This is a genomic window from Streptomyces sp. NPDC057900 (assembly GCF_042887885.1).
Classification (GTDB): domain Bacteria; phylum Actinomycetota; class Actinomycetes; order Streptomycetales; family Streptomycetaceae; genus Streptomyces.
The window spans coordinates 619313-643178 of record NZ_JBHVOI010000003.1; the positions used below are offsets into that span (position 1 = coordinate 619313).

The window sequence follows — 23866 nt, forward strand, 5'->3', positions numbered from 1 at the left end:
TGTCATGCGAGGTTCACACTTCGGACCCCGGTATGTCATCGCGGGGAAACCGGATTTGGGTGTCGGCACCAGCAGACTGTCAAGCGATGAGGATGAGTTCGAAGGGATGGACCGTGTCTTCTGCGTCGGGAGTGCCCGCCGGTGACTGAGTACGACAACGGGTCCCTCCCCACGACGCCCCCTCCGCCCGAGCCAGAGCCCTTCCCCGCCGACGAGGACGCCGGGGCGATACCGGCGCACGGCCGACTGGCCACCGAGTCCACGGACCTCACCGGCTCCACGGACCTCATCGCGTCCACCGGCGATACAGCGCCCACTGACGTCATCCAAGCCGTTGACGTCATCGAATCCGCTGACGCCACCACTGAGCCCTTCCCCGAACCGCCCCCGGAAGTGACCGAGGCGGCCCTGGGCCTTCCCGACCGGTGGCTGAGCGTGCCCGATCCCGCCTGGTCGGGTACGGGCGTGCCGCCGGACTGGGCGGTTCCGGGCCGGTGGCGTACCGACTCCACGGGCACGATCGTGGCGTGGAAGGACAACGCGGATTACCGCCGCTCCCCGGAGGCGCGCGGCTGGCCCAGGGCCACCGACCCGGTCGAGTCCGCCGTCCAGCGCGCCGTGACCGGCTACGGCCCGCCCGGCGAGGTGCTGCGAACGCTGGCCGCCGCGAAGGTCGCGGTGCTCCTCGGCCCCGACGGCGAGCCGCTGGCCGTGCGGTCGGCGGAGGGCGAACCCGTGGTCCCCGTCTTCACCGCCCCCGCCTACTACCGCGTCGTCGGGACGTTCGCCGCCCGGGTCGTCCCGGTGGCCGACGTCGTCGAGGGCCTGCCCGAGGGCCACTCGCTCTACGTCAACCCGACCGGCCCGGCCGGGATGGTCATGGAGACCGAGGCGCTGGCCGAGGAGATCGCGGCCCAGGAGCGCGGTGAGGCCCGGCCGGTGCTGCCCGAGGCACCGGGCGGGGCGGGAACGCCGCGCATCCACGCGACGCGGGCCGCAGGTCCGGCGGCCGTTTCGCCGGACCCGGACCCCGCCACGGCCGATGCGCCTTCCGGCGGAAGGCCGCAGGAGTGACCCGCTGGGGTGGTACCTTCGCGCGGCGCAGAGGCGGCCGCACCCCGGCCCCCGTCGAACGGGCCGCGGCCAACCTGCCGGAGGCGGCACCCGAGGGGGTCGTGGTGGAGGACCACGACGGCCTGCTGCTGCTCCGGACCCCGACGGACGCCACCCTCACCCCTGCGGATGTCGCCGATCTGTCGCGCGGCATGCGCACGGACGACGGGACGGTGACCGTCGTCGCGGGCGCCGAGAGTACGGAGGTCGGCAACTTCTGGCCGAGGCTGAGCGAACTGCTGGACTCGCTGCGCGACTCGGGCACCGAATCCGTACAGCTGGTCATGGCGGGTGCCGGGCACGATGCCGAGGACCGGCCCGCCACCGCCCGCCGGATCGCCGACGGCTGGGGGTTCGAGGTGAGGGCCCCGGACGGGCCTCCCCTCGTCGTACCGGGCGGTTCGCTCTTCGTCCCCGTCGCGTCCACCGCCAAGGGGGGTGCGGCCGCGGGCGGCTGGTGGCGGTTCGCCCCCGGCGCGAAGCCGCAGCCGCTGGGCCCGCGCAGCCCGGAGCCGTCCTGGCAGTCCGCGCTGCGCGGCGTGCCTTCGGGCACGGCCGGCGGCTGCGTGGTGGAAGAGATCCCGGCCGGGCTGCTGGTACGGCCCGCGGGGGCGGCTCCGGCCGAGCCGGGCGACCTCTACCACGCCGTGCCCGTCGACCCCCGGCGCGCGGCTGTGGTGGTCGGGGTGCCGTACGGGGAGGACGTCTCGGCCGAGGAGGTCGCCGAGGTCCTCGGTTCCCTGCCGCAGGAAGCCAGGTCGGCCGCGCGGCTCGTGCCCGGCGGGCGTCGTGACGTGCTGTCTCTGGCGCAGTCGGTGTCCGACCGGACGGACGCCGATGTGGAGGTCCTGACCGGCCTGCCGCTCGTCGCGGCGGGCGGCCCGCTGGGGACGTACTCCGTTCGGTCGGTCCTGGCCGCACCGGACGGTACGCCGACGTGGATGCCGTTCGTGGACGCCGTCGTGTGCCGGCCGCCCGACGAGAGCGGCCGTGCGCGGCCGCCCCGGGTGCTGCGCTGGACCCCGCCGCTGCCGGGTCCCGCGCGTCCGGAGGAGGGCGTGGTCGGACTGACCGACCGCTGGCAGGTCACCGTCACCAGGGCGGGCCTGTGGGTCGGCCCGCGCGGCGGCCCCTCGCTGTCTCCCACGGCACGTCAGGTGGACCCGGGCGGCCCGGTGATCGAGCTGGGCATGCCGGGCGAAGTCATGGACGCGTCGCTGTGGCCGGCCCTGTCGGGTCTGCTGGGCGCCCTGGCACCGGCCCTGCGTGCGCGCGCGACGCTGCACGTGCACGGCGTGTCCCTGGACGGCGGCCTCGAACTGCGCCGGCTCTCCGCCCAGCACGGTCTGCGCACCCTGCGCTACGCGGCCCCGGCGCCTGCCCCGGCCCGCGCCAGGCCGCCGGCTCCGGCCCGGCCGGCCCCCGCACCGGTGAGCCGGCCGGGCGCGGTGCCGGGACCGCAGACGCAGTCGTCGAGGCCCGAGCTGCCGCCCCAGCCGTCGCGACCGGGATCGCAGGGCCGGACCACGGGATCGGCTCCCGTCCGCCCGTCGGAGGGCGGCGGCCGGGCGGCGCGGGCCGAACGCGCCGGGCAGCTGCGCGAAGCCATGGCCACGGGGGCGGCGGCGACCGCCGGGGCAGGAGCGGGAGCCGGGGCGAGCGTCGGTGCACCCGGACGGCCTGCCGGTCCCGGTACGCCCGGAAGGCCCGCAGCCCGGCGGGCAACCGGGAAACCGGGGACGCCCCGGAGGACCGGTGCGGGCCCGGCGGCCGAGGAGCTCGACGGATCGGACGACGACGTTCCGATCGGCTCGCTCGGACGCGCCAGGAGGCGGGCCGAAGCGACCCGGGAAGCGGCGACCGGCACCACGCCGAGCTCCACCGCCCCCCTGCCGGACCAGAGCGAGCCCGCCGAGCCGCCGACAACCGAGCCGGACCGGCCCGAGGGTCCCGAGGGGCCGGAAGGTGCCGGTTCCGGTGGTTCCGGTTCGGATGGACCGCGAGAACCCGCAGCCGACACAGACGAGGGAAGCGACACAGGCGACGCCCGCGACGGCGCCGGCACAAGCGACGGAAGCGGCGATCAGGCAGAGCCCGCAGCGGAGGAGACCCCGGCAGCGTCGGACGGCCCGGAGCCGCTCGCCGAGCGGAGCCCGTCCGAAGAGCCCGCGCGTGAGCCCGCGCCGCGTGAGCCCGCGCCGCGCGTGGCCGAGGCGCCGGATCGCCCCGACGACGTACTCCCCGCGAAACCGTTGCGTGTGGAATCCGCCGCACCGGCCGACCCGGCTCCCGCCACGCCCCCCGCATCCCCGGGGTCCACGGCATCTCGCGACGTGACGGCCGGGGTGCCGACGGACCCGGACGGACCCGGAACCGAAGGCGACGAGGCGGCACAGGCCCCGAACGCCCCGGCGCCCCCGGACACCCCGGCGGCCCCCGTCGCTCCGGAGGCCCCGGCCCCGGCCGAGGTCCCCGACACACCCCTGGCGCCCGTCCCGTTGGATCCGGGACACCGCAGTACCGAAGCCGAACGGACCGCCTTCCGCGCGCTCGCGGACCGGGGTTGGGACCGGCACGGCGCGGCCGTCGCCAGGTCCCTGGCCCGCCTGCCCGCGCTGCGCGGCAAGGAACAGGAGGCGGCCCGCGCCGATCTGATCGCGCTGCGGATGTATCTGCTCACCCCCGAAGGCCCGTTGAGCCATGGGGCGGTGGTCCGGGCCCTGCGCGAGTACGAGCCCGACATGCTCCCGTACGGCGCCTGTGTGGCCTCGGCGCTGAACCGGCTGCCGTCCTACCGGGGTGCCGTGCTGCGCGGCACGGGCGGCGACCCGGCAGCCGGCGTGGCCCTGCCCCGCCCGGGGACGCTGCTGCGCGATGCCGCCCTGTTGAGCACCACGCCGCTCGACGCCACCCGCACGGCCGTGATGCCGGGCGGGAGCTACGTCATCTGGTCGGTGGCGGGCCGGCGCGTCCGGCAGCTGGCCGACCAGAGCCGTGGGCCCGAGGAGGTGGTGTTCGCCCCGGGGACCCTCTTCCGGGTGCTGGACGTCCGCCGCGACGGTCCGTCCGCACAGATCTTCCTGCGTGAACTGACCGGTCCTGCCAAGGCGGCCGTGCCCGATCCCGACGCGGATCGTGCCGTACTCGCCCGGCTGGACGAAGCCGTGCGCGGGCTCCCGACGGCACCCGAGAGCACCGGCCACTGGCCGGAGCGCTGCTTCGGAGCCGTGGGCGCCGGGCCGTGACACGACACCCACACCCATGGACGAGTAGGGGAATTGCATGGCGCGTGAGCATGATCCTTCCAACGAAATATCGTCACTGTCCGGCCGGTCCGCCGGCGCGTCCGGCAACTCGCCGGTGTCGGTCCGCCGGGCCGTTACGATGCGAGGAGCGGCCGGGGACCCGGGCGGGGCGCTGACACCGGGCGGCCGTACGAACGCCCCGTCCCCGTCGTCCTCGTCGTCCCCGTCCTCCGAGGGCACGGGCGCCGACGAGACGACGACCGGCACCGACGGAGCAGGCGCCGGCCCCGTCGTCGTCGCCCCGGCCCCATCGGCCACCGCCGAGCCCGACGCCACTTCCACGGCTTCCCCCGATCCCGCTGAGTCCGCGGGGTCCGCCCCGGAGACCGAAACGCCGCCGACCGTCAGAACGGCCGGCGCGGTACCCGACGCGCCCGACGCACCTGACGTGGCCGTGGCGGCGGCAGCAGCGGGCAACGGTGGTGCGGGCGCGGCGAATGCGCACGCGGAGGGTGAACCGCCCGGCCGCCGCCCCAAGAAGCCGATGCTGGCGGCTGCGGCGATCGCCGGCGTGATCCTGATCGCGGTCCCGTTCCTCGTAGCCGGACAGAACGACCGTGAGCCCGAGCGGACCCGGACGCAGAACGCGGCGGGCACGGTCCTGGGCAGCGAGCGTTCAGCGGTTCCGGACACGTACACGAGCGAGTCGCCGACCCCCTCCGTCAAGCCGAGCAAGAAGGAGAAGGAGAAGGAGAAGCCGAAGGAGAAGCAGGTCCTGTTGCCGGCCCCGCGGCAGACGCTCACGCCGTCGCCGAGCGCGTCCGAGGAGACCAAGCCCAAGCCCAAGAAGAAGCCGAAGCCGAAGCCCAAGCCCAAGGAGCTGACCGGGGCGGAGAAGCTCCGCCAGTGGGCCAACGGCCGTTCGGGTGTGCAGAACACGGTGATCAGGAACGCGTCGACCAGCCAGTGCGTGGACATCGGGTACTACGGCAAGGGCAAGCCGAAGGATCCGGTCAACCAGTACCCGTGCAACGCCACGACCGCCGACAACCAGCTGTGGAGCCTGGACATCGTGTACAAGAGCGGCGGGCCCCAGAACGCCCCCGTCTTCCTGATCCGCAACGACAAGGACGGGCTCTGCCTGGACATCGGCGAATACGGCGCGAGGCCGGCCGGCACGAAGGTCAGCGAGTTCAACTGCCGCGCGACCGGCGACAACCAGCTCTGGTGGCTCGACCCCCGCGGGGACGGGACGAACTGGATCCGTAACGTCGTCAGCAACGACATGTGCCTGCGCCCGACCGGCGGCGCCTCCGCCGGCAACGACGCGCGGCTCGAAATCGCCCCGTGCGGTGTCGGCGACCACTGGATCGTCTGAGCAACCAGAAATCGCCCCCGACCTGTAGTGACAGGTCGGGGGCGATTTCTGTGTGGCGGTAGCGGTGGGATTTGAACCCACGGTGACGGGTTACGCCACACTCGCTTTCGAGGCGAGCTCCTTCGGCCGCTCGGACACGCTACCGAGAGAGAGCTTAGACCATCTCGGCCGTGCGTCGAAATCCGATTCCCCGCAGGACCGTCCCGAGGCGGGGATGCCGGGTCAGCGGTGGCGGAAGAAGGCGGTGAGACGGGCCGCGCAGTCGGCCTCCAGGACTCCGGGGATCACCTCGGGGCGGTGGTTGAGTCGGCGGTCGCGGACGACGTCCCAGAGCGAGCCGGCCGCCCCGGCCTTCTCGTCCCGGGCCCCGTAGACGACCCGGGCCACCCGGGACTGCACCAGGGCGCCCGCGCACATCGTGCAGGGTTCCAGCGTGACCACCAGGGTGCATCCGGACAGCCGCCATTCGCCGAGCGCGGCGGCGGCCCGGCGCAGCGCGAGGATCTCGGCGTGGGCGGTCGGGTCGCCGGTGGCCTCGCGTTCGTTGTGGCCCGCGGCGAGCGGCGCGCCGTCCGGGGCGAGGACGACGGCGCCGACCGGCACATCGTCGGCCGCCGCCGCCCGGTCGGCCTCGTCCAGGGCACGGCGCATGGCCACCCGCCACGGGTCCCGTACGGGATCGTGGGGTGCGTCGGGCGGTTGGGGCGGGTCCTGCGGGTGCGGTGCTTCGGTCACCCGCGGACCTTAACGGACGGTCTCCAGGACCTCGGCCGCTCCCAGCGCGTCCGCGATCTCCACCAGTGCGTCCGTACGCAGCATCAGCAGCTCGGCCTCGGGGAGCCCGAGGTCGGACAGGAGCCCGGTGTCACCGAGCGGGCCTGCCGGTACGGCGTCGATTCCGTCGTCATCGTCGGCGTTGTCGTGGTCGGAGTTGTGGTTGGCGTTGTCCGGCTCGCCGTCCTCGGTACCGTCGAGGCCGACCAGCTCTTCGAGAGCGGCAATCGAGTCCTCGGCCCCGGGTTCGCGGCCGAGCAGTTCATCGGTGAGCAGGATCTCCCCGTAAGAGGAGCGGGTGGCGGCGGAGGCGTTCGAGACGTAGATACGCGGGTCCTCCTCACCGTCCACCCGGATGACGCCGAACCAGGCGTCCTCCTGCTCGATGAATACGAGCACCGTGTCCTCGTCCACCGAGGCTTCACGGGCCAGATCAGTCAGATCGGACAGGGTCTCCACATCGTCGAGATCCGTGTCGCTCGCTTCCCACCCGTCTTCGGTGCGCGCGAGCAGTGCGGCGAAGTACACCGTGACTCTCCCACTGGTCATAGGGGTGTCGGTCCGGCGGGAGGGCAGTCGGTGGTCCGGCTGCCCTGCGTCCCGCCCATCGGAATCGTGGCAGAAACGAGGGCCTCGCGAGAGCAGTTCGGACGTTGCGTCGGCCATCAGTTCTGTCCGGGGCCGCCACCAGGGGGTTCTTCCGCAGGCCGGACGGCTACCAGCGAAACGTCCGCATCCGCATGGCCTGGCGCATTCGGGCGGCCTTGACCCGCCGGGGCTGGACCCGGTCGCGCAGCGCCTTCGCCTCGTGAAGCTCGCGGAGGAACTGGGCGCGGCGCCTGCGACGCTGCGCGTCGGTCTCCCGCGCTTCGGTGTCGCGCGTGTCCGGTGCGTCCTGCGCGTCCTGTGGGTTCCGCGCATCCCTGAGGCCGGGAGGGTCCGCCCCGTCCCGCTTCCGCTGCGCCCCGTCCGGCATCGGCTCATCACCCCAAGGCTGGGTCCGTATGCCCCCACCTTCCCCCCGAACGTGTGGTTGATGCCAGCGCACGGGTCCGGGAGGCGCGGCTACTGTGGGTCCCATGCGGATCCACGTCGTCGACCACCCGCTGGTCGCGCACAAACTCACCACCCTGCGCGACAAGCGCACCGACTCCCCGACCTTCCGGCGCCTCGCCGACGAGCTGGTGACCCTGCTCGCGTACGAGGCGACCCGCGATGTGCGCACCGAGCAGGTCGACATCGAGACCCCGGTGACACCCACCACCGGAGTGAAGCTCTCGTACCCGCGGCCCCTGGTCGTGCCGATCCTGCGGGCCGGCCTCGGCATGCTCGACGGCATGGTGCGGCTGCTGCCGACCGCGGAGGTGGGCTTCCTGGGCATGATCCGTGACGAGGAGACGCTCCAGGCGTCCACGTACGCGTCCCGGATGCCCGAGGACCTCTCGGGCCGCCAGGTGTACGTACTGGACCCGATGCTGGCCACCGGCGGCACCCTGGTCGCGGCCATCCGGGAGCTGATCAAGCGCGGTGCGGACGACGTCACCGCCGTCGTGCTGCTCGCCGCCCCCGAGGGCGTCGAGGTGATGGAGCGCGAGCTGGCGGGTACGCCGGTCACCGTGGTCACCGCCTCGGTCGACGAGCGCCTCAACGAGAACGGCTACATCGTGCCCGGCCTGGGCGACGCGGGCGACCGGATGTACGGCACCGCCGACTAGGGCGTCCTGCCCCGGGCGCCCGCCGTCCGTCCCGCCCGTCCCGCGCGGTCCCTCAGCAGGAGGACGGCGCGGGGGCGGGCTTGAGCAGGGCGGTCAGGGCGGTGGAGGCCGCCTGGGGCGTGCTGAACGCCTTGAACTTCGTACCGATGATCAGATCGACGTCCGCGGTCTTGCGGGCGTCGGTCTTCGTCGCGGCGCCCGGCAGCTGTGTGCCGAGCACCGGGAAGGTGCCGTTGACCGCGGTCGGAGCGCCCAGCAGTATGCCGGTCCCGGCGACCTTCTTGTCGTACGCGGCCGTGGCGTTGCCGACCTTGCCGATCGCGAACCCGCGCTTCTTCAGCTCATCGGCCGCCGCCTTCGCGAGCCCGCCGCGCGGGGTCGCGTTGTAGACGTTCACCTTGATCTTCGCGGGTTTCGGCAGCGCCACGGCGTGCGCGGACGGCTCGGCGGACGGGCAGTCCGCCTTGCGGTCGGCCGCGCTGGCCGTCTTGTCGCCGCCCGTGAAGACATCGATGAGCTGCAGCGTGCCCCATCCGGCCACGCCTAGGGCGGCCACGGAGGCGACGGTCGCGAGGACCAGTTTGCTGCGGCGGCGGGGACGCCGCATGCGCGGGTACTTGTCACCCGTGATGCGGTACTTTCCGCCCATGCCTGGGGGAGTGAGCATGCTCATGGGCGCAGCGTAGTGCGACCCGGTGATGATGCCTACTAAATGATCAATGGATCGCACCCGTCCGAGTGGGAATGCACCCGAACGAACCCCGAACGGCGGTGAGCGGTGTGGTGTCTCAGCCGAGTTCGAGCACGCGGGCGTGCAGGACCTGGCGCTGCTGGAGCGCGGCCCGGACGGCGCGGTGCAGCCCGTCCTCCAGGTAGAGGTCGCCCTGCCACTTCACGACGTGCGCGAACAGATCGCCGTAGAACGTGGAGTCCTCGGCGAGGAGCGTTTCGAGATCCAGCTGGCCCTTGGTGGTCACGAGCTGGTCCAGGCGGACCGGGCGCGGCGCGACGTCCGCCCACTGCCGGGTGCTTTCCCGGCCGTGGTCGGGATACGGCTGCCCATTTCCGATGCGCTTGAAGATCACACGGAAAGCCTACCGGCCTGGAGCCTCCGGGCGCAGCCATGGAGCCGGACTGCACCGCCCGTCGCAAGGGCATATAAGCGGCTATGCCGGAATTCTGTGAGCGGGGCCGCCGCGCTTATTTGCCCTTGGCGGCGGCCTTCGCGGCCTTGGCGGCCTGTTTGGCCTCCTGCTTGTACGCCCGGACCTCGGCGAGCGACTCGGGCCCTGTGATGTCGGCGACCGAGCGGTGCGAGCCGTCCTCCCCGTACGGTCCCGCCGCCTCGCGCCAGCCCGGCGGCCGGACGCCGAACTGCTTGCCCAGCAGCGCCAGGAAGATCTGGGACTTCTGGGTGCCGTACCCGGGCAGCGCGTTCAGCCGCTTCCGCAGCTCTGCCCCGGTGGCGGCGTCGTCCCACACCGCGCTCGCCACCCCGTCGTACTGCGCCACCAGGTACTGGCACAGCTGCTGCACCCGCTTGGCCATGGAGCCCGGGTAGCGGTGCAACGCGGGTTTGGCGGTGAACAGCTCGACGAACGCCTCGGGGTCGTACGTGGCGATCTCGTGGGCGTCCAGATCGTCCCCGCCCATCCGCTGCGCCAGGGCGTACGGGCCGGAGAAGGCCCACTCCATCGGCACCTGCTGGTCCAGCAGCATGCCCACGAGGGCGGCGAGCGGACTGCGCGCGAGGAGCTCGTCCGCCTCCGGCTGCTGGGCGATCCGGAGGGTGATGTCTCGTCCGTTGTCGCTCTTGGTCATGGCCCGATCATCGCGAGAGCGGGGTGCGACGGCCAGCACCATCACCGTGGGCGGAGCGGTTCGCCGCCGATTGCAGCCGTTTGCCGCCGCTTTCGGCCGTTTCCCCGTCCGTTCCCGTCACCAGGCTCCTCGGTGGGCCACCCCCAGTACGAGGGAGCCGACGGCCAGCAGCAGGAAGATGCCGGGCAGCCAGTACCCGTGGTCGTGGGCGCGCAGATGGACGGCGATGGCTCCGACGAAGAACAGCGCGAGCCCCACCGCGGCGGCCGTGCCGATCAGCGGGACGGCGAAGCCGACGAGCAGCCCGGCGGCGCCCGCCGCCTTGAGCACGCCAAGACCGAACAGCGACGAGGCGGGGACTCCCGCCTTCTCCATGTTGACGAGGATCGGTTCGTAGCGGCGGAAGTCGAGTACCGCGGACATGGTGTTGAGGGCGGCGGTCACCACGGTGACCACTGTGTAGAGGACGAACAGCATGATCTCTCTCCGTTCCCGCGCTGTGTTCGCGCGCTCAGCTCTCGTGCTCCGCGGGCGGCAGCTTGTCGGGGTTGGCCACGTTGTAGATGTCGCTGATCCGCTCACCGCCGGGTGCCAGGTCGAGGACCATCACGGCGAACGGGGTGTCGCCGCTGAACAGCACCGCGGCCGGGTCGCCGTTGACCTGCCGGTAGGCGATCTCCAGGCCGTCGCGGTGCGAGGCGCGGGTGATCAGCAGCCGGGCGACGTTGTCGCGGCCGTGCACCGGGTGCGGTCCGGCCGCCGGGGACTTCCCGCCGCCGTCGGCCCAGAGGGTGACGTCGGGGGCGAGCAGCCGCATCAGCGCGGCCAGATCGCCGCCGAACACCGCGTCCAGGAAGCGCTCCGTGACCCGGCGGTGCAGCAGTGGATCGGGGCGGTGGCGCGGCCGGCGGGCCTGGACGTGGTCGCGGGCGCGGTGGGCCAGCTGCCGCACGGCGGCGGGGCTGCGGTCCAGGATCAGGGCGGTCTCCGTGTGTGCGTAGCCGAACACCTCGTGCAGGATGAAGACGGCGCGCTCCAGCGGGCTCAGCGTCTCCAGCACGACGAGCATCGCCATCGACACGGACTCGGCCCGCTCCGCCCGGTCCGCGGTCTCGTCGTCCGCGGGCGGCGGGGTCTCGCCGGTCGAGACGAGCGGCTCCGGCAGCCACGTACCGACGTACGTCTCACGGCGGCGGCTGATGTCCGCCCGGCGGGAGAGGGCCTTGTTCACGGCGATCCGTACGAGGTAGGCGCGCGGGCTCTCGATCCGCTCCGCGTCGGGCGCCTCGTGGCGGGCGGTCCAGGAGAGCCAGGTCTCCTGGAGGACGTCCTCGGTGTCGGTGACGCTGCCGAGCATGTTGTAGACGAGCGAGAACAGCAGCTCACGATGGTCGACGAACACCTCGGTGGCGTCGCCGGGGCCGGGGCCCGGCTCTTGTCCGGGCCGGGGGCCGGGGGCGGGCTCGTACATCAGGTGCCTCCTGTCGCGGTTACACCCTGAGAGTGCTGCCGGGGGCAGGAGTGTGACATCGGCACCGGCACGCGGCGGGGGAGCCGCCGCTCACCCGTCGAGCCGGTCCGCGCGGCCGTGCAGGTAGCGGGATTCGGGAAGGCTCAGGGTGGCGGCGGCCGCCGCGAGGTACGCGGCGCGGGCGCCCGCCGGGTCACCGGCCCGTTCCAGCAGGTGGGCGCGGACGGCGTCCAGCCGGTGGTTGCCCGCGAGCCGGTCCCGGAGCGCGTCGGCCTCGGCCAGCCCGGCCCGCGGCCCGTGCACCATCGCGACGGCGACGGCCCGGCCCAGTTCGGCCATCGGCTCGGGGGCGATGCGTACGAGTACGTCGTACAGCGCGAGGATCTGCGGCCAGTCGGTGTCCTCGGCGCGGGGTGCCTCGTCGTGCAGCGCCGCGATGGCCGCCTGCACCTGGTAGGGCCCGGCCGGGCCCTCGCGCAGTGCCTCCTCCACGAGTGCGATGCCCTCGGCGACGGCCGCCCGGTCCCAGCGGGTGCGGTCCTGTTCGTCGAGCGGGACCAGTTCGCCGTCGGGGCCGGTGCGGGCGGCGCTGCGGGCGTCGGTCAGCAGCATCAGCGCGAGGAGCCCGGCCACCGCGCCGTCCCGGGGGAGCAGCCGGCGCACGGAGCGGGTCAGCCGGATCGCCTCCCGGGCCAGCTCGGCGCGGTGCAGGGACCGGCCGGAGGTCGCCGTGTAGCCCTCGTTGAAGATCAGGTAGAGCACCTGGAGCACGGCCGCGAGCCGCCCGTCCCGGTCGGCCGGACCCGGCTGGACGAAGGCCGCGCCCCGGATCCTCCGCTTCGCCCGGCTGATCCGCTGGGCCATCGTCGCCTCGGGGACGAGATGGGCGCGGGCGATCTCGGCCGTGGTGAGCCCGCCGACCGCCCGCAGCGTGAGCGCGATCTGCGCGGCCGGGGCCAGCTCCGGATGGCAGCACAGGAAGAGCAGGGTGAGGGTGTCGTCGTCGGACGGTGCCCGGCTGCCGCCCGGCGCGACCTCGTCGGTCGGCGGCGCGGTGAACGCGTCCCGGGGCGTGAGCGCGGCCGCCGCCTCCTCACGCGCACGCCGGGCGTCGTCGCTGCGCAGCCGGTCCACCAGTCGCCGGGAGGCCACCCGGATCAGCCAGCCGCGCGGATTGTCCGGCACCCCCTGCTCCGGCCACTGCCGGGCGGCGGCGAGCAACGCCTCCTGCACCGCGTCCTCTGCCGGGTCGAAGTGCCCGTACCGGCGCACCAGCGCGCCGAGGACCTGCGGGGCGTGCAGCCGCAGCAGGTCCTCGACCTCGCTCGTACGTCTCACACATCGCCTCCGAGGTCGTCGATCGGCCGGATGACCACCGCGCTGCTGGGCGAACCGGCGGGCACCGGGCACTGCGCGACGCGCGCGGCGATCTCGGTGACCCGTTCCAGGCTCTCGCAGTCGAGCACCCAGTACCCGGCGAGCACCTCCTTGGTCTCCCCGTACGGACCATCGGTGACCACCGGACGGCCGTCCTCGCCCGCCTGGACGAACCGCGTCCTGGCCGGTTCGGTCAGCCCGTTCGCGTCGATGAGCTCGCCGCTCTCGGCGAGATCGTCGTTGACCGCGCCCATGAACGCGAACATGGCCTGCACGTCCTTCTCGCTCCAGGCCGGGGTACCGGCGCTCGCGTTGCCGCGCATCGCCTCGTAGCCGGCCTGCGAGCCCTGCACCATCACCATGTACTTCATCGTTTCCGCTCCCTCTGTCCGTTCCCGCCGCCCCTCGTGGGCGGCTTTCACAGGGGACGTCGGAACCGCCGGACGGTCCTCGACACCGCGCCGCAGATTTCTTCCGGAAACCCGAAAGGCTCCCGGAACAGCCCACACGCGTCGCGGTCCCCGGCCCGGCGGGCGTCGTCACACGGAGGCGACCACGATCGCGATCAGCACGGCGAGCAGCAGGACGGCGCACCCCAGCACGCAGCCCACGTTGTTCGCCAGTTCGGTGACCTGGCTCCACTGGCCCGGCGGTTTCCGAGGGGGCGACGGCGAAACCGCAACGGGGGCGGGGGCAGGGGCGAGGGTGGCAGTGGGAGCAGGGGAGGGGGAGGGGGAGGGGGAGGTCAGGTATGGCACCGGGGTGGTTCGGGTGTCCTTGGCGCGCAGGATGTGCAGCCACAGAGCGGGCGGCAGATCGGGCGCGCTGCCGCCGGGCGGGTCGGTGATGTGCTGCCAGAGCCAGTCGGCCGCCCGGGGGTCGCGGTCCCGGCTCGTGTGGTGCACCAGCTCCTGGAGGTCGAGCAGATAGCGCTCGTCCCGGGCCAGCGGAGCGACGGCCCAGGTGAACAGCGCGGCCGACTGTTCGGCCAGGGCCATCCGCGAGACGGCCTCCGCGCCCGGCCTGTTCGGTGTGAAGTACAGGCCGTTGCGGAGCACTTCCCCGCACAGCTCGTGGCGCACCGGATCCGGCCGGTCCGAAGTCCGGCCGGCTCTCCCCAGCTCGTTCAGCAACAGCTCCAGGGATGCCTGCGGCAGCCTCCCGGAACGCAGTTCGGCCAGCAGCTCCTCGTCGGGGACGGTGCGCAGGCGTTCCGCGAGCGCACGGTGTCCGGCGGTGTCGCCGCGCCGGAGAGCCTCGCGGAGCGTCGTCTCGCGGGCGGCAGCGGCGGGCGTGTAGCCGCCCGGGAGCCGCGGGTACCCGGATACGGGCGGCTCGCCGCGGTGCGGAGACGAAGGCGGAGGCTGCGTCCGGGGCGAGTGCGCCGGTGGCACCGCGGGGGGCGGCGGGGCAGCGGGTTCGGGCAGCGGCTCAGGGGGTTCGGCCGGTGGCAGCGCGTCGTAGCCCGGGTCCGGGTCCTGTTCCGGTTCCGGTTCCGGGTCGGGGGCGCGAGGAGGCTCCGGGGCGGCGGCGGGGCGGTCGCCGCGCCGGGGTCCGGGGAGGGAAAGGATCTCCTGAAGCAGGGCGCGCCGCCGGTGCCAGTCCAGTGCCGCGCCGTCCTTGAGCAGCTCGGTCAGCTGCGGCACCCCCGGGGCGGCGGTCGGGTGGGCCAGGAGGTGGTTCACCAGCTGGGCTGCCGCCGCGTGTTCGAACTTCTGCCCGCCCGTCAACCGTCCGGTGACCCGGGCCAGTGGACCGGAGCCTCCCGCGTCAGGCTCCCAGCGCGAGACGCACATCAGGCGCAGCTGATGGGTGTCGGACGTGTCGTAGGTGGCGAACGTCCAGTCCCGGCCCAGCCAGGAACCGAACAGCCGGTACAGCCCCAGGTACACCAGCGGCACATCGGCCCGGTCGAGCCCGCCGCCCGGGTCCACCTCGTCCGTCAGGAGCGACACCCGCTGCTCCGGATCGCGCAGCCACTCCGCGGCGACCAGGATCAGCGTGCGCCGTACGCTCGCCAGCTGGTTCGTCATACCGGGCAGCTGCTGCGACGCCAGCGGCTTCAGCCTTGAGAGCGGCACCAGTTTCAGGTCTCCGGAGGCCTGTTCCGCGGACTCCCGGGGGCTGATCCACTTGCCGTAGGCGAGCCCGAGGCAGATCTCCGTCCCCAGGCTCCGCGCGTCACCGATCAGGGCATGGCTGACCGTGCTGGGCCGGCCGCCCCGGTCCGTGGTGGGCCAGCGGCGGACGAGCATGATCCGGTCGTCGGCCGTACGGGTGCGCACGACGCTCGGGTACGGGGCCGCCGTGCCGGACACCCACAGCAACGGGCCCAGTTCCCGGCCCAGTTCGTCGGCGAGCTCGGCCGGGCAGGAGTGCGCGACGGCCTTCATGCCGGTGCCCTGGCGGCCCTGGTTGCCCTCCCAGCGGAAGACCGCCTGGTGCACCGTGCCCGGTCCTTCGCCGCGCCGCCGGGGCCGCTGCCCGCCCTGACCGCGCGGTCCGGCCGGGTCCCGGTGAGCGGGCCCCCGGTCGTGGAAGTCGCTCACTTCGTTTCCTCTCTCGGGGAGTCACTCGCTTCCGACAGCGGTACCGCTTCCAGCGCGGGCGCCTTTCCCACCGCGAACGCCTCGGCGCCGCCCGGTACTTCGATCAGTCCGTGCATCGCGAGCAGCGACAGCAGCGGTTCCAGCACCCGGCGCGGGCCGGAGCCGGCCGGGTAGCGGCCCTCGGCCTCCTGGCCGCCGGTGGCGGAGGAGACGTGCAGGGTGCACCGGCGGATCGTGTCGAACGGGCGCAGCCACGCCTGCCCGGCGAGCCGGCGCAGCAACGCGTAGACGTCCGCGCTCTCCTCGCGGGCCAGCGCGGGGTCGAGCGCGGTGGGCGCGGCCTCGCCCAGCCAGCGGTCCACGGGGGGCTGGAAGCGCAGCAGGTCGGCCTTGCCGAGCACCATCGCGGCCGTCACGTCCAGGTAGGGGCCGTTCTTCGGCAGCCGGTCCAGCACGGTGGCGAAGGCGAGGTCGCCGTCCCGGTTCACCTCAAGGCCCAAGTGCTGCCTGGCGTGGTCCAGTTGTGGCAGCGGGAGGGCGAGCGCGGGGTCGACGACGAAGACCATGGCGTCGACCCCGAGCAGGAAGCGGAGCGCGGAGTCGGTCCGCACGAGGTCCTCGCCGCCCAGGTCGAAGAAGGCGACCGGCCGTACCTGCCCCCGCGCGTCGGTGATCAGCAGGGACTCCACGAAGCGGGCGAAGCCGTCCAGGCCGACGCCGCTGGTGTGGTCGAGGACCTGGCCGTCGCGCAGCGGCTGGACCCGTTCCCGTACGAACCGCGCGTGCTGCGCCGGGTTGACGGACTGCCACTGCAGGCCGAACGGCTCAAGGCCGCCGTCGGTGATCGCCGCGATCATCTGGGTCAGCAGATGGCTCTTGCCGGTGGAGGACTGGCCGACCATCGCGATGGTCAGCGGCTTTCCGTACGTCAGATAGGGCACCGGGATGAAGTGCTCGGGGAACTCCGGATCGGCGGTGCACTTCTGTACGGCGCCGCGCATGATGTCCTGGCGCCGCAGCGGGTTGGCGATGCCCGAGGGGTTGAGCGGCTGGTACTGCATCCTGCTGTCGGTGACGAACAGCGAGCCGAGGTCGAGCTGGATGTTCTCCAGGCAGTACGGGCAGACCACCTCGCCGGCCGCCGCCGCGTCCTGCTCGTCGTACGGTTCGGCGGCGGGCGCCTCCCGCTTGAGGCGCAGCGTCTGCTCGAACGCCTCCCGGTGCGGGAGCGATTCGTCGGCGGGTGCGTCGAGCGCGAGGCGCCGGGACGCGCCGGGTTCCAGCAGGTCGAGCAGCGCGGCGGGCGTCGGCCGGTCCCGGGCGAGCGGGGCGAAGGCGCCCCGCAGCGTTTCGGCCAGCACCCGGTGCGAGGCGAGATCGGCGGGCGCCCGGTCCGCGGGGCCCGGCCGGCCGGTGACCAGCTGGTAGAGCACCTGGGCGGCGCTCCACACCCCGTCGCGGGGGTCTGTCAGCCCCTCCGCGCGGCGCTGTTCGGGCGAGCAGTAGGGCGTCCGGCCCCACCGGATCCTCGGCTGCCCGGTGCGGACCACCGCCTCCAGCCCCCAGAGCTGGAGCGAGGTGCCGTCCCACAGCACGGTGCCCGGCGAGATACCGAGGGGCACCAGGCCCTGGCCGTCCAGCAGGGACATGGCCCGCATCAGGCCGTGGGCGAGGGGCCGCAGATCGGTCGCGGACATCACGTGCGTGCGGGCGGCGGGCAAGCCGCGCGGCGGCTCGTACAGCAGGTACGGCTCCGGCGTGTCCAGCTCGTGGCCGATGATCCTCGGGAAGAGCGACGCGTTCGACGGTTTGCGGAAGTCGCGGAGGTCGCGGGAGTCGGGGAAGAGCCGGTACAGACGCAGGGCGGTGCCCGTCTCCCTGTCCAGCAGGGCGCGGGCCGCCGGGTTCTTGGCGTCGGCGGGGGTCAGCCACACCTGGACGCAGCTCTGGCCCACGTCGTCGAGGATGCCGCTGCGGATCCGCTGGGGCAGCTGCGCGTCGCGGCGGGACTCGCGCGCGGCGAGGCGGGCGGGCGCGGTGCGGCGCCCGCCATCCGGCGTGTTGAACGAGAGCACGGTCCGCCTCGGTCCCTCCGGATCCGCCGATTGCGAGTGAGAGGTGCTGGTCACCAGTCGTCGCCGTCCTTCGCTTCGTACTCCAGCCAGTCGCCCGCAGGGTTCCGGGGGCTCGGGGGGCTCTGGTAGGGCCGGATGTTCTCCACCACGCCGAAGCGCAGCGGGGTGAGCCGGACGAGTCCGGCGTAGCGGCCCGACGAGGTCCACAGCACGTCCTGCGGGTGCGGCGAGCCGATGGCCCGCCAGGCCGTCTCGACCTCGCCGCGGACGGCCTGCGGTGCGAAGCGGATCCATACCGAGGCGTCTGGGTCGCGGCTGAGGAGCGTCCCCTGCTCGGGCGAGGACAGCTGGACCACGGCCCGCCGCTCCGTCTCGGCGCCGACCAGTTCGGCGAGCCCGTGCGGGTCGGTGCCCAGCAGGTTCGCGGAGCTGGTGCGGTTGCGGTGTCCGGCGGCGAACGGGGGCGGTGCCAGTACTCCGTTGTGCTGGAGGTGGTGGCGGGCGGCGGAGAGCAGCTTGCGCACCCGCTCCTCGGTGCTGTGGACGGTGTGGGTGCCTGCCTGGCCGCGTTCCACGGCGCCCCAGTACGGGGTCATCGCGACCATCGCGGCGTCCGCCAGGTCGTCGGCCAGGGTGGCGACCAGCTCAGAGCCGCCCTCCCCGGTCTCGCGGTCCAGCCAGCGCGGGGTCGCGGCGGTGCTGTCCTTCCACGGGTCCGCGGGCATGGCGTCGGCGGGCGCCCCGCCCGCCGGCTCGTCCCAGGCGGGCTCGTCCCAGGCCCGCTCCTCCTGCCAGGAGTACTCGTTCGCCCAGTCGCCGTCCTCGTCGTCGGGCGCGGCGAGCACGTCGTCCTCCAGGGCCGACGAGCTGTCCAGCCAGTCGCCCTCTGCCGACGGGCCGGACACCGGCCCCGCGTGCGCCGGGGCCCGCGCCGGTACGGGTACCGCCTCGGCGTCCGCGGCGGCCGCCGTGGCCCGCAGCATCCCGGCGACGGACCGTGCCGCGTCCGCGCAGTACAGCCGCTCCTCGGCCGCCCAGTGCTCGCGGACCACCTCGGCCAGCAGCCCGTCGAGCCCGTCCAGGGCCCGGCGCAGCGCCGTCGCCCCCTGGCCCGCGGCCCAGTAGGCGGCCGCCGCGTCCCAGATCCTGCGGGCCGTCTCCACCGCGAGGACGGCCCCCACCAGCAACCCGGCGGTGCTCAGCCAGAGCGGCGGGTCCGTCGTGTACGCGACGACCAGCCCGGCCGCGGCGCCGCAGAGCGCCCCGATCCGGGGTCCTGCCGAGCGGTGGGCCGCCGGCTCGTCGCGGAGCCGGGACGCGCCGAGCCCCGCCCCGCCGAAGAACACCACCGGCACGATGACCGCGAGCAGCGCGAGGGGCCACTGCCACAGCGCGCCGAGCGCCCCCGCCACGGCCGCCAGGGCGGTCGCCGCCGGACCGGTGACGAAATCGGGCAGCGGGCCGCCACGCGTCCCTGACCGCCGTGCCACTGCCTCCGCGGAGTGGTCGGCCAGCTTCGGCAGCAGCGCGGAGCCGGGGACCGGTTCCACCTGCCCGGCCAGCCCGGTGAAGCGCTGGGCCACCGCGCGCAGGGCCAGCTTCTGGCCCATCAGCTTGCCCGCGAACTCCCGCAGCCCCTCACCGATCCGCTCGCCCACCCCCTCGGCCGACGGCACCCGCAGCCCGAGGGCCGAGAGCCGGGCCGCCGCCTCCGCGGCCGAGCGCGCCGTGCCCGAGCCGCCGTCGCTGTGCAGGGCGTTGGTGACGAGCTCCCGGTACTGGCCGAGCGCCTCGCGGGCCTGGTCGAGATCCGCCTCGAACGCCTCCCGGTGCGAGGCCCGCAACAGCCCGGTCAGGGAACGCAGTTCGGACAGGGTGCCGCGGGCCTGGTCCAGGGCCCCCGCGCACGAGCCGTACGCGCTGTCCGCCATCCCGCCCGGCTCCCGGTGCCGCTGGTCGCGGCCCGTCCGGCCGGTGGCGAGCCCCCGCAGCGGTTCCGGCAGATCGGCGCCGGACCACGCGGCCACCGGCAGCTCCGCCCCCGGCTCCGTGTCCTCGCCCGCGAACCGCCGCAGCGCGTCGCGCCAGGCCCTGTCCCGTACGTCCGGGGGCAGGTCCTGCTCCAGCAGCCGTATCCCGGGCGTCCCGACGGCCTCCGGCAGCGAGCCGAGGTCTTCGAGGACCCGCAGGAAGACGTCCGGGACCGACAGCAGGTCCACCAGGACGGCCAGGGCGTCCGGGTCGTCGGGCGCGGGCTGCTCCAGCGCGGTGCGGGCGGAGCGCAGATCGCCCGCCCACAGCAGGGCGATCCCGGAGGACCGCAGTATCGACGGCCGTGCCAGCCGCCGGTCCGGCTGGAACGCCTCGTCCTCACCGGCGTACGAACCGGGTGCGCTGCCCACCAGCAGGACGAGCATCCTGACCTCGCCCACGGCGCGGTAGGTGGTGAGCAGTTCGTACTGCCGCTGGTGGTCGAGCAGTCCGGCCGGGGTGTCGACCACCAGGAACAGCGGATCGTCGGGGTCGGGCAGCCCGGCCAGGCCCAGCTGCCGGGCGACCTTGGCCCGCAGCGCGGCGGCGTCGTCGAGCGCCGCCGCGCCGCTGCGCAGGTCGAGGTGGATGACGGTGGCGGCGTCCTCGCGCGGGATCACTCCGCATCACCGTCCAGGAAGCCGCGCCGGTAGCGGTCGCTGTCACTGTCGCGGTCGCCGTAGTCGTCGTGGTCCCGGTACGTGCTCCGGTCGCGGGGGTCCTTGTCCCAGGGCGCCGGCCTGTCGTTACGGTCCTGCGGCGGGGTGCGCCGGGAGCGGCCGCCGGACATCTCGTCGTCCGGGTCCTCCGCCAACGGGTCGTACGTCTCGCGGTCCCGGTACGTCTCGCGGTCCTGGTCCCGGTCCCGGTACGTCTCGCGGTCCGGGCGTGCGAACGGCTCGGGTTCGGGGGCGCGCCGGGGGGCGCGTTCGGGCTCGGGGTACGGCTCCCGTTCCCGGTACGCCGCACTGCCGCCACCGCCACCCCCGCTGCCGCCGCCGTCACCGCTCCTGGCGGCCGCGTAGCCGCTGGAGGCGCCCGGCGAGGTGCCCCAGTCGTCGTCATCGGCCACCGGGCGCCGGGGCTCCGGGAACTCCCTCTGTGCCCGGGGCTTCGGCGTACCGCCGCGCACGTGCTCCAGCAGGGTGCGCAGAGTCGGCTGCACCGCGCGCTGGTCCCCGAACTCGGCGTCCAGCGCGGCCGGCAGCGTCTCCGCCCAGAACTCCCACAGCGGCCGGACCCAGCCCTCGACCCGTTCGCCGCCCCGCTCCCTGCGCTCGGCCAGCAGCTCCAGCTGGCGCGGGGCGATCTTCTCGACCAGCTCGACGAAGAGAGGATGCGGATCGCTGCCGGTCCTGGCCAGACCCAGCGGCTGGGCGCCCATCAGCCCCTGGCAGTAGTCCTCCACGGTCCGCTCGTCGTCGAGAACGGTCCAGCGCTCGTACGCCCGCAACAGCTCCGCCCAGCTCGACACCCCGCCGGGGAAGTCACCGAGCCGCAGCCGGACCCCGGGCACGCTCGGACCCGTCTCCGGGAACAGCCGCAGCCGCACCCGGTCCGGCGACGCCGGGTCACCGTCCACGACGTCCACCTGGCCGTTCCACATGCAGCACAGCAGCCGGTGCAGGATCGTGCGGCGGTCCTCCTCGCTGCTCACCATCCAGCTGTCGCGGTAACCGAGCCGCTGACGCCAGCGCAGCACGTCCTGGGCCTGCTCGGACTCCTTGGCCCTGGCCCACTGCCGCAGCACCTTGCGGGCCTCCGGCACCTGGGTGAGGCTCATCTCGCTGCGGAACAGGACCACCGTGATGGAGTCGCTCTCCACGCCCCGGTAGTCCACCGAGTTCTTCGCGTCGGACGGCAGCCGCAGCGTCTTGCCGAGGTACTCCTTCACCTCGTCCACGGCCTGCACCCTGGGGTGGGTGACCAGCACCCGCAGCGGCCCGGTGCCCTCCGGGGTGAAGCCCACCGGAAGCAGCCCGGTGAGTTTCCGGCCGAACAGGTCGAGGGCCTCCTTGCTGACCTGGTCCGCGGCGTCCGCGTCACCCGCGGCGGCGGCCAGCAGGGTGCCCATCGGGGGCAACAGCGGCCGCTCCTCCAGCTGTTCGCCGCTCTCCGCGAACAGCCGGGTGATCCGCCCCTCCAGCTGCGCCTTGACGACGCCGACGGCGCTGTCCGGGCTGCGCCGGCTGAGCGTGTGGACCTGGCGCCAGGTGTCACCGTCGATCATCTTGAGCAGCAGCGCGGCCTCGTCGTCGTGCTCCCGCAGCCCCTCCCGGCGGATCAGCCGGGTGACCAGGTCCTCGTAGAAGTGGTTGAGGGTGCGCTGCGGCGGCAGCAGGTACGAGATGCCGGTGCGGTCCTCGTACAGTTCGAGGCCCTTCTGCGCAGAGACCTTGCGCTCCTGGTCGGAGTGTTTGCGGAAGGCGTTCACCAGGCGGCCCAGATCGGTGCCCGCGGTGTCCGCGTGGGACTGCCAGCGCTGCTGCTGCTCGCGCCAGGCCTCGTGCCAGACGGTCCGGCTGCGCCACTGGTACCACCGGTCCTGCGCCCGGAGCGCGTCCTGCACGTCGTCGTCGCCCCAGCGCGCCGGGGACATCCCCGCCAGCCGGCCCTTGATCCGGGGGTTCTTGGGCGGCTGCTCCGTCACCCCCTGCGGACGCGGGGGCGCGCCGGCCCGGCTGTTGAGCATGCCCAGGAAGCCGAGCCGGGCGATCCGCTCGTCGGCGCCGGGGACGCCCCGTACGACGCGTTCGGCCAGGAACGGGTCCACGGTCTGGAGGAGTTTGTCGATGGCGGGACGCGGCGAGAACCGGTCGGCCATCGAGGCGGCCTGCCGGTCGGCCTTGAACTGGAGGTCGGAGAGCAGCCGCTGCATGTCCGCGCTGCGCTCGGCCAGCGCCTGCTCGATGGCCTTGCTGCCGCGCGGCAGCGGATCGGGCTCCGGAACGTCCAACTGCTTGCGCTCCCACAGCTCTTCGAGCTGGGAATCGGTGAACAGCTGCCGGATCAGCGGCACCGCGCTCTCCCGCAGCGTGGCGCGCGGCCGTTCCACCAGGTCCGTGACCGCCTTGCGCAGCAGCCGGCCCGCCACCAGATCGGCCAGCTGGTCCATCGGCGCGGTCATGGAGGCCACCAGGCTGGTGGAGACGCCCTGTCTGCCGATCCCGGTCGGGGAGACGGCGCTGCGCTGCACCCCTCGGTTGATGAAGGACGCGGCGAACGTCTGGAAGTCGTCGTCCGCCGCCGTCGCCCGGCCCCTGGAGCGCCCGTCGCCCAGCTCGGTGCCGATCAGCGACATCACCAGGGAGACGATGGAGCGGCGCAGGTCGTCCTGGCGGATGCCCGCGGTCGGGCTGAACAGGAACGCGGTGGGCAGGATGCCGGTCCGCAGCCGGATCGGCGTCATGCCGGGGTAGCGGATGCCGTTCCCGGGGCTGTGGTCCAGGTCGCCGATCTCCTCGCCCTCCGTCGGCGCGTTCTGCCCGTCCACCAGCCGGAACAGGTCGACCAGGGCGCGGGCCGCGTTGAGTTCCGCCTCCCGGCCGCCACCGCCGGACGCGGAGAAGGAGGACGGCATCACGACCAGGGGGTAGATCTTCACCCCGTCGAACCGGCGCAGCTGGAACGCGTAGTTGATCAGGTGCAGATAGTCCAGGAAGATCCCGGCGCCGGTGCCCCCGGCCACCGAGAAGGCGACGAACACATCGCAGCCGGTCGCCTTGCCGCCGCCGAGTTCGGCCAGTTCGCCCCCGGCCCTGGCGATCGCGTCGATCGCCTGGAGCAGCGGTTCCAGGACCGGGGCGAGGCTGTGCCTGAGCGTCGCGAAGAGCGCGGCCCGGCCGACGGTGGGCAGCTGGCCCGCACCGTTGTGGAGCGGGGTGACCTTCGGTTCGTCGACGCGCGGCGGCAGCCAGTCGGCGACCTCGTCGCGCAGGCTGGCCCGCAGCATCTTGGTCACTTCGGGCGAACTGTCGAAGTTGGGCAGCAGGTTGTGGGTGGCCCGGGAGGTGCGGGCGTACGCGGCCCGCAGCGAGGGGTCCACATTGAACTGCGGCAGCCGTTGCAGATCGGTCTCGCTGTAGTCCGCGTAGACGAACTGCAGGCAGTCCGGCAGCTGGTAGGGGGCGTGGCCGCCCAGGTGGCTGAGCGCGACACCGTCCGGACCGCACAGTTCGGCGCGCAGTTTGCGCTCCAGCTCCGCGCCGACCAGGCCACCGGTGCCGCCCAGTCCGACGAAGAGCATCGGCTGGAAGATCTTCATGTTTTCCTCCCCGCTTCCGGCCGGTGTGACAGCCGGGTCGTCCTCGGTACGTC

Annotated in this window: 18 protein-coding genes and 1 tRNA gene; 4 read left to right on the top strand and 15 right to left on the bottom strand. The window is 73.7% G+C overall.

The window, feature by feature from the left end; translation table 11 throughout:
* Positions 1–141: 141 nt before the first annotated feature.
* From ACFVQ0_RS16990 to ACFVQ0_RS17000, 3 genes are all read left to right on the top strand, one after another.
* Positions 142–1074 (top strand): type VII secretion system-associated protein, encoded by a 933-nt coding sequence (locus ACFVQ0_RS16990; protein WP_390088685.1) that lies wholly within the window; start codon positions 142–144, stop codon positions 1072–1074.
* Positions 1071–4358 carry a hypothetical protein gene (locus ACFVQ0_RS16995; protein ID WP_390088687.1) on the top strand — a complete coding sequence of 1096 codons (3288 nt, stop codon included), beginning with the start codon at positions 1071–1073 and terminating at the stop codon, positions 4356–4358. Before ACFVQ0_RS16990 ends, ACFVQ0_RS16995 begins: the two co-directional genes overlap by 4 nt.
* Before the next feature lie 139 nt (positions 4359–4497).
* Positions 4498–5736 carry an RICIN domain-containing protein gene (locus ACFVQ0_RS17000; protein WP_390088689.1) on the top strand — a complete coding sequence of 413 codons (1239 nt, stop codon included), beginning with the start codon at positions 4498–4500 and terminating at the stop codon, positions 5734–5736.
* 53 nt (positions 5737–5789) lie between these two features.
* Here the strand turns inward: ACFVQ0_RS17000 and ACFVQ0_RS17005 are convergent.
* The 4 genes from ACFVQ0_RS17005 to ACFVQ0_RS17020 form a co-directional block, all read right to left on the bottom strand.
* Positions 5790–5880, bottom strand: a tRNA-Ser gene (locus tag ACFVQ0_RS17005).
* A 78-nt stretch (positions 5881–5958) separates the two neighbouring features.
* Positions 5959–6471 carry a tRNA adenosine(34) deaminase TadA gene (gene tadA / locus ACFVQ0_RS17010; protein WP_390088691.1) on the bottom strand — a complete coding sequence of 171 codons (513 nt, stop codon included), beginning with the start codon at positions 6469–6471 and terminating at the stop codon, positions 5959–5961.
* 9 nt (positions 6472–6480) lie between these two features.
* Positions 6481–7038 (bottom strand): hypothetical protein, encoded by a 558-nt coding sequence (locus tag ACFVQ0_RS17015; protein WP_390088889.1) that lies wholly within the window; start codon positions 7036–7038, stop codon positions 6481–6483.
* Between the two features lie 187 nt (positions 7039–7225).
* Complete coding sequence (locus ACFVQ0_RS17020; RefSeq protein WP_390088692.1) at positions 7226–7486, bottom strand: hypothetical protein; 261 nt, start codon at positions 7484–7486, stop codon at positions 7226–7228.
* A 103-nt stretch (positions 7487–7589) separates the two neighbouring features.
* Between ACFVQ0_RS17020 and upp the strand changes: the two genes are divergently transcribed.
* Positions 7590–8225, top strand: a complete 636-nt coding sequence (gene upp, locus ACFVQ0_RS17025; RefSeq protein ID WP_390088694.1) for a uracil phosphoribosyltransferase — start codon at positions 7590–7592, stop codon at positions 8223–8225.
* 52 nt (positions 8226–8277) lie between these two features.
* Here upp and ACFVQ0_RS17030 read toward each other — a convergent pair whose 3' ends face one another.
* The 11 genes from ACFVQ0_RS17030 to ACFVQ0_RS17080 all read right to left on the bottom strand — a co-directional run bounded on the left by ACFVQ0_RS17030 (position 8278) and on the right by ACFVQ0_RS17080 (position 23813).
* Positions 8278–8874, bottom strand: coding sequence for a LytR C-terminal domain-containing protein (locus tag ACFVQ0_RS17030; protein WP_390088891.1), 597 nt, complete (start codon positions 8872–8874; stop codon positions 8278–8280).
* Positions 8875–9013: 139 nt separating this feature from the next.
* Positions 9014–9310, bottom strand: a complete 297-nt coding sequence (locus ACFVQ0_RS17035; RefSeq protein WP_073736427.1) for a type II toxin-antitoxin system VapB family antitoxin — start codon at positions 9308–9310, stop codon at positions 9014–9016.
* A gap of 115 nt (positions 9311–9425) precedes the next feature.
* Entirely contained in the window at positions 9426–10046 is a 621-nt protein-coding gene (locus ACFVQ0_RS17040; protein WP_390088696.1) for an HhH-GPD-type base excision DNA repair protein, read from the bottom strand.
* A gap of 117 nt (positions 10047–10163) precedes the next feature.
* The gene (locus tag ACFVQ0_RS17045) at positions 10164–10523 is read right to left on the bottom strand and encodes a DoxX family protein (RefSeq protein ID WP_390088698.1); all 360 of its coding nucleotides are present in this window, start codon (positions 10521–10523) and stop codon (positions 10164–10166) included.
* Between the two features lie 34 nt (positions 10524–10557).
* A complete protein-coding gene (sigJ, locus tag ACFVQ0_RS17050) occupies positions 10558–11517 on the bottom strand; it encodes an RNA polymerase sigma factor SigJ (protein ID WP_390088700.1) in 960 nt (319 codons plus the stop codon).
* 90 nt (positions 11518–11607) lie between these two features.
* Positions 11608–12855 carry an RNA polymerase sigma factor gene (locus ACFVQ0_RS17055; protein ID WP_390088702.1) on the bottom strand — a complete coding sequence of 416 codons (1248 nt, stop codon included), beginning with the start codon at positions 12853–12855 and terminating at the stop codon, positions 11608–11610.
* The gene (locus ACFVQ0_RS17060) at positions 12852–13265 is read right to left on the bottom strand and encodes a YciI family protein (protein WP_390088703.1); all 414 of its coding nucleotides are present in this window, start codon (positions 13263–13265) and stop codon (positions 12852–12854) included. The genes ACFVQ0_RS17055 and ACFVQ0_RS17060 overlap by 4 nt, the downstream gene beginning before the upstream one ends.
* 168 nt (positions 13266–13433) lie before the next feature.
* Positions 13434–15443 (bottom strand): hypothetical protein, encoded by a 2010-nt coding sequence (locus tag ACFVQ0_RS17065; RefSeq protein ID WP_390088705.1) that lies wholly within the window; start codon positions 15441–15443, stop codon positions 13434–13436.
* Positions 15440–17572 carry a hypothetical protein gene (locus tag ACFVQ0_RS17070; protein ID WP_390088707.1) on the bottom strand — a complete coding sequence of 711 codons (2133 nt, stop codon included), beginning with the start codon at positions 17570–17572 and terminating at the stop codon, positions 15440–15442. Before ACFVQ0_RS17070 ends, ACFVQ0_RS17065 begins: the two co-directional genes overlap by 4 nt.
* Positions 17569–20169, bottom strand: a complete 2601-nt coding sequence (locus ACFVQ0_RS17075; RefSeq protein WP_390088709.1) for a hypothetical protein — start codon at positions 20167–20169, stop codon at positions 17569–17571. The genes ACFVQ0_RS17070 and ACFVQ0_RS17075 overlap by 4 nt, the downstream gene beginning before the upstream one ends.
* Positions 20166–23813 carry a tubulin-like doman-containing protein gene (locus ACFVQ0_RS17080; RefSeq protein WP_390088711.1) on the bottom strand — a complete coding sequence of 1216 codons (3648 nt, stop codon included), beginning with the start codon at positions 23811–23813 and terminating at the stop codon, positions 20166–20168. The genes ACFVQ0_RS17075 and ACFVQ0_RS17080 overlap by 4 nt, the downstream gene beginning before the upstream one ends.
* Positions 23814–23866: the final 53 nt, after the last annotated feature.

What these genes read in the sequence shown, in the direction of transcription:
- ACFVQ0_RS17045 (WP_390088698.1), bottom strand. Translation starts at nt 10,523, where the DNA reads ATGCTGTTCGTCCTCTACACAGTGGTCACCGTGGTGACCGCCGCCCTC.
- ACFVQ0_RS17080 (WP_390088711.1), bottom strand. Translation starts at nt 23,813, where the DNA reads ATGAAGATCTTCCAGCCGATGCTCTTCGTCGGACTGGGCGGCACCGGT.
- ACFVQ0_RS17000 (WP_390088689.1), top strand. Translation starts at nt 4,498, where the DNA reads ATGCGAGGAGCGGCCGGGGACCCGGGCGGGGCGCTGACACCGGGCGGC.
- ACFVQ0_RS17030 (WP_390088891.1), bottom strand. Translation starts at nt 8,874, where the DNA reads ATGGGCGGAAAGTACCGCATCACGGGTGACAAGTACCCGCGCATGCGG.
- sigJ (WP_390088700.1), bottom strand. Translation starts at nt 11,517, where the DNA reads ATGTACGAGCCCGCCCCCGGCCCCCGGCCCGGACAAGAGCCGGGCCCC.
- ACFVQ0_RS17040 (WP_390088696.1), bottom strand. Translation starts at nt 10,046, where the DNA reads ATGACCAAGAGCGACAACGGACGAGACATCACCCTCCGGATCGCCCAG.
- ACFVQ0_RS17020 (WP_390088692.1), bottom strand. Translation starts at nt 7,486, where the DNA reads ATGCCGGACGGGGCGCAGCGGAAGCGGGACGGGGCGGACCCTCCCGGC.
- ACFVQ0_RS17060 (WP_390088703.1), bottom strand. Translation starts at nt 13,265, where the DNA reads ATGAAGTACATGGTGATGGTGCAGGGCTCGCAGGCCGGCTACGAGGCG.
- upp (WP_390088694.1), top strand. Translation starts at nt 7,590, where the DNA reads ATGCGGATCCACGTCGTCGACCACCCGCTGGTCGCGCACAAACTCACC.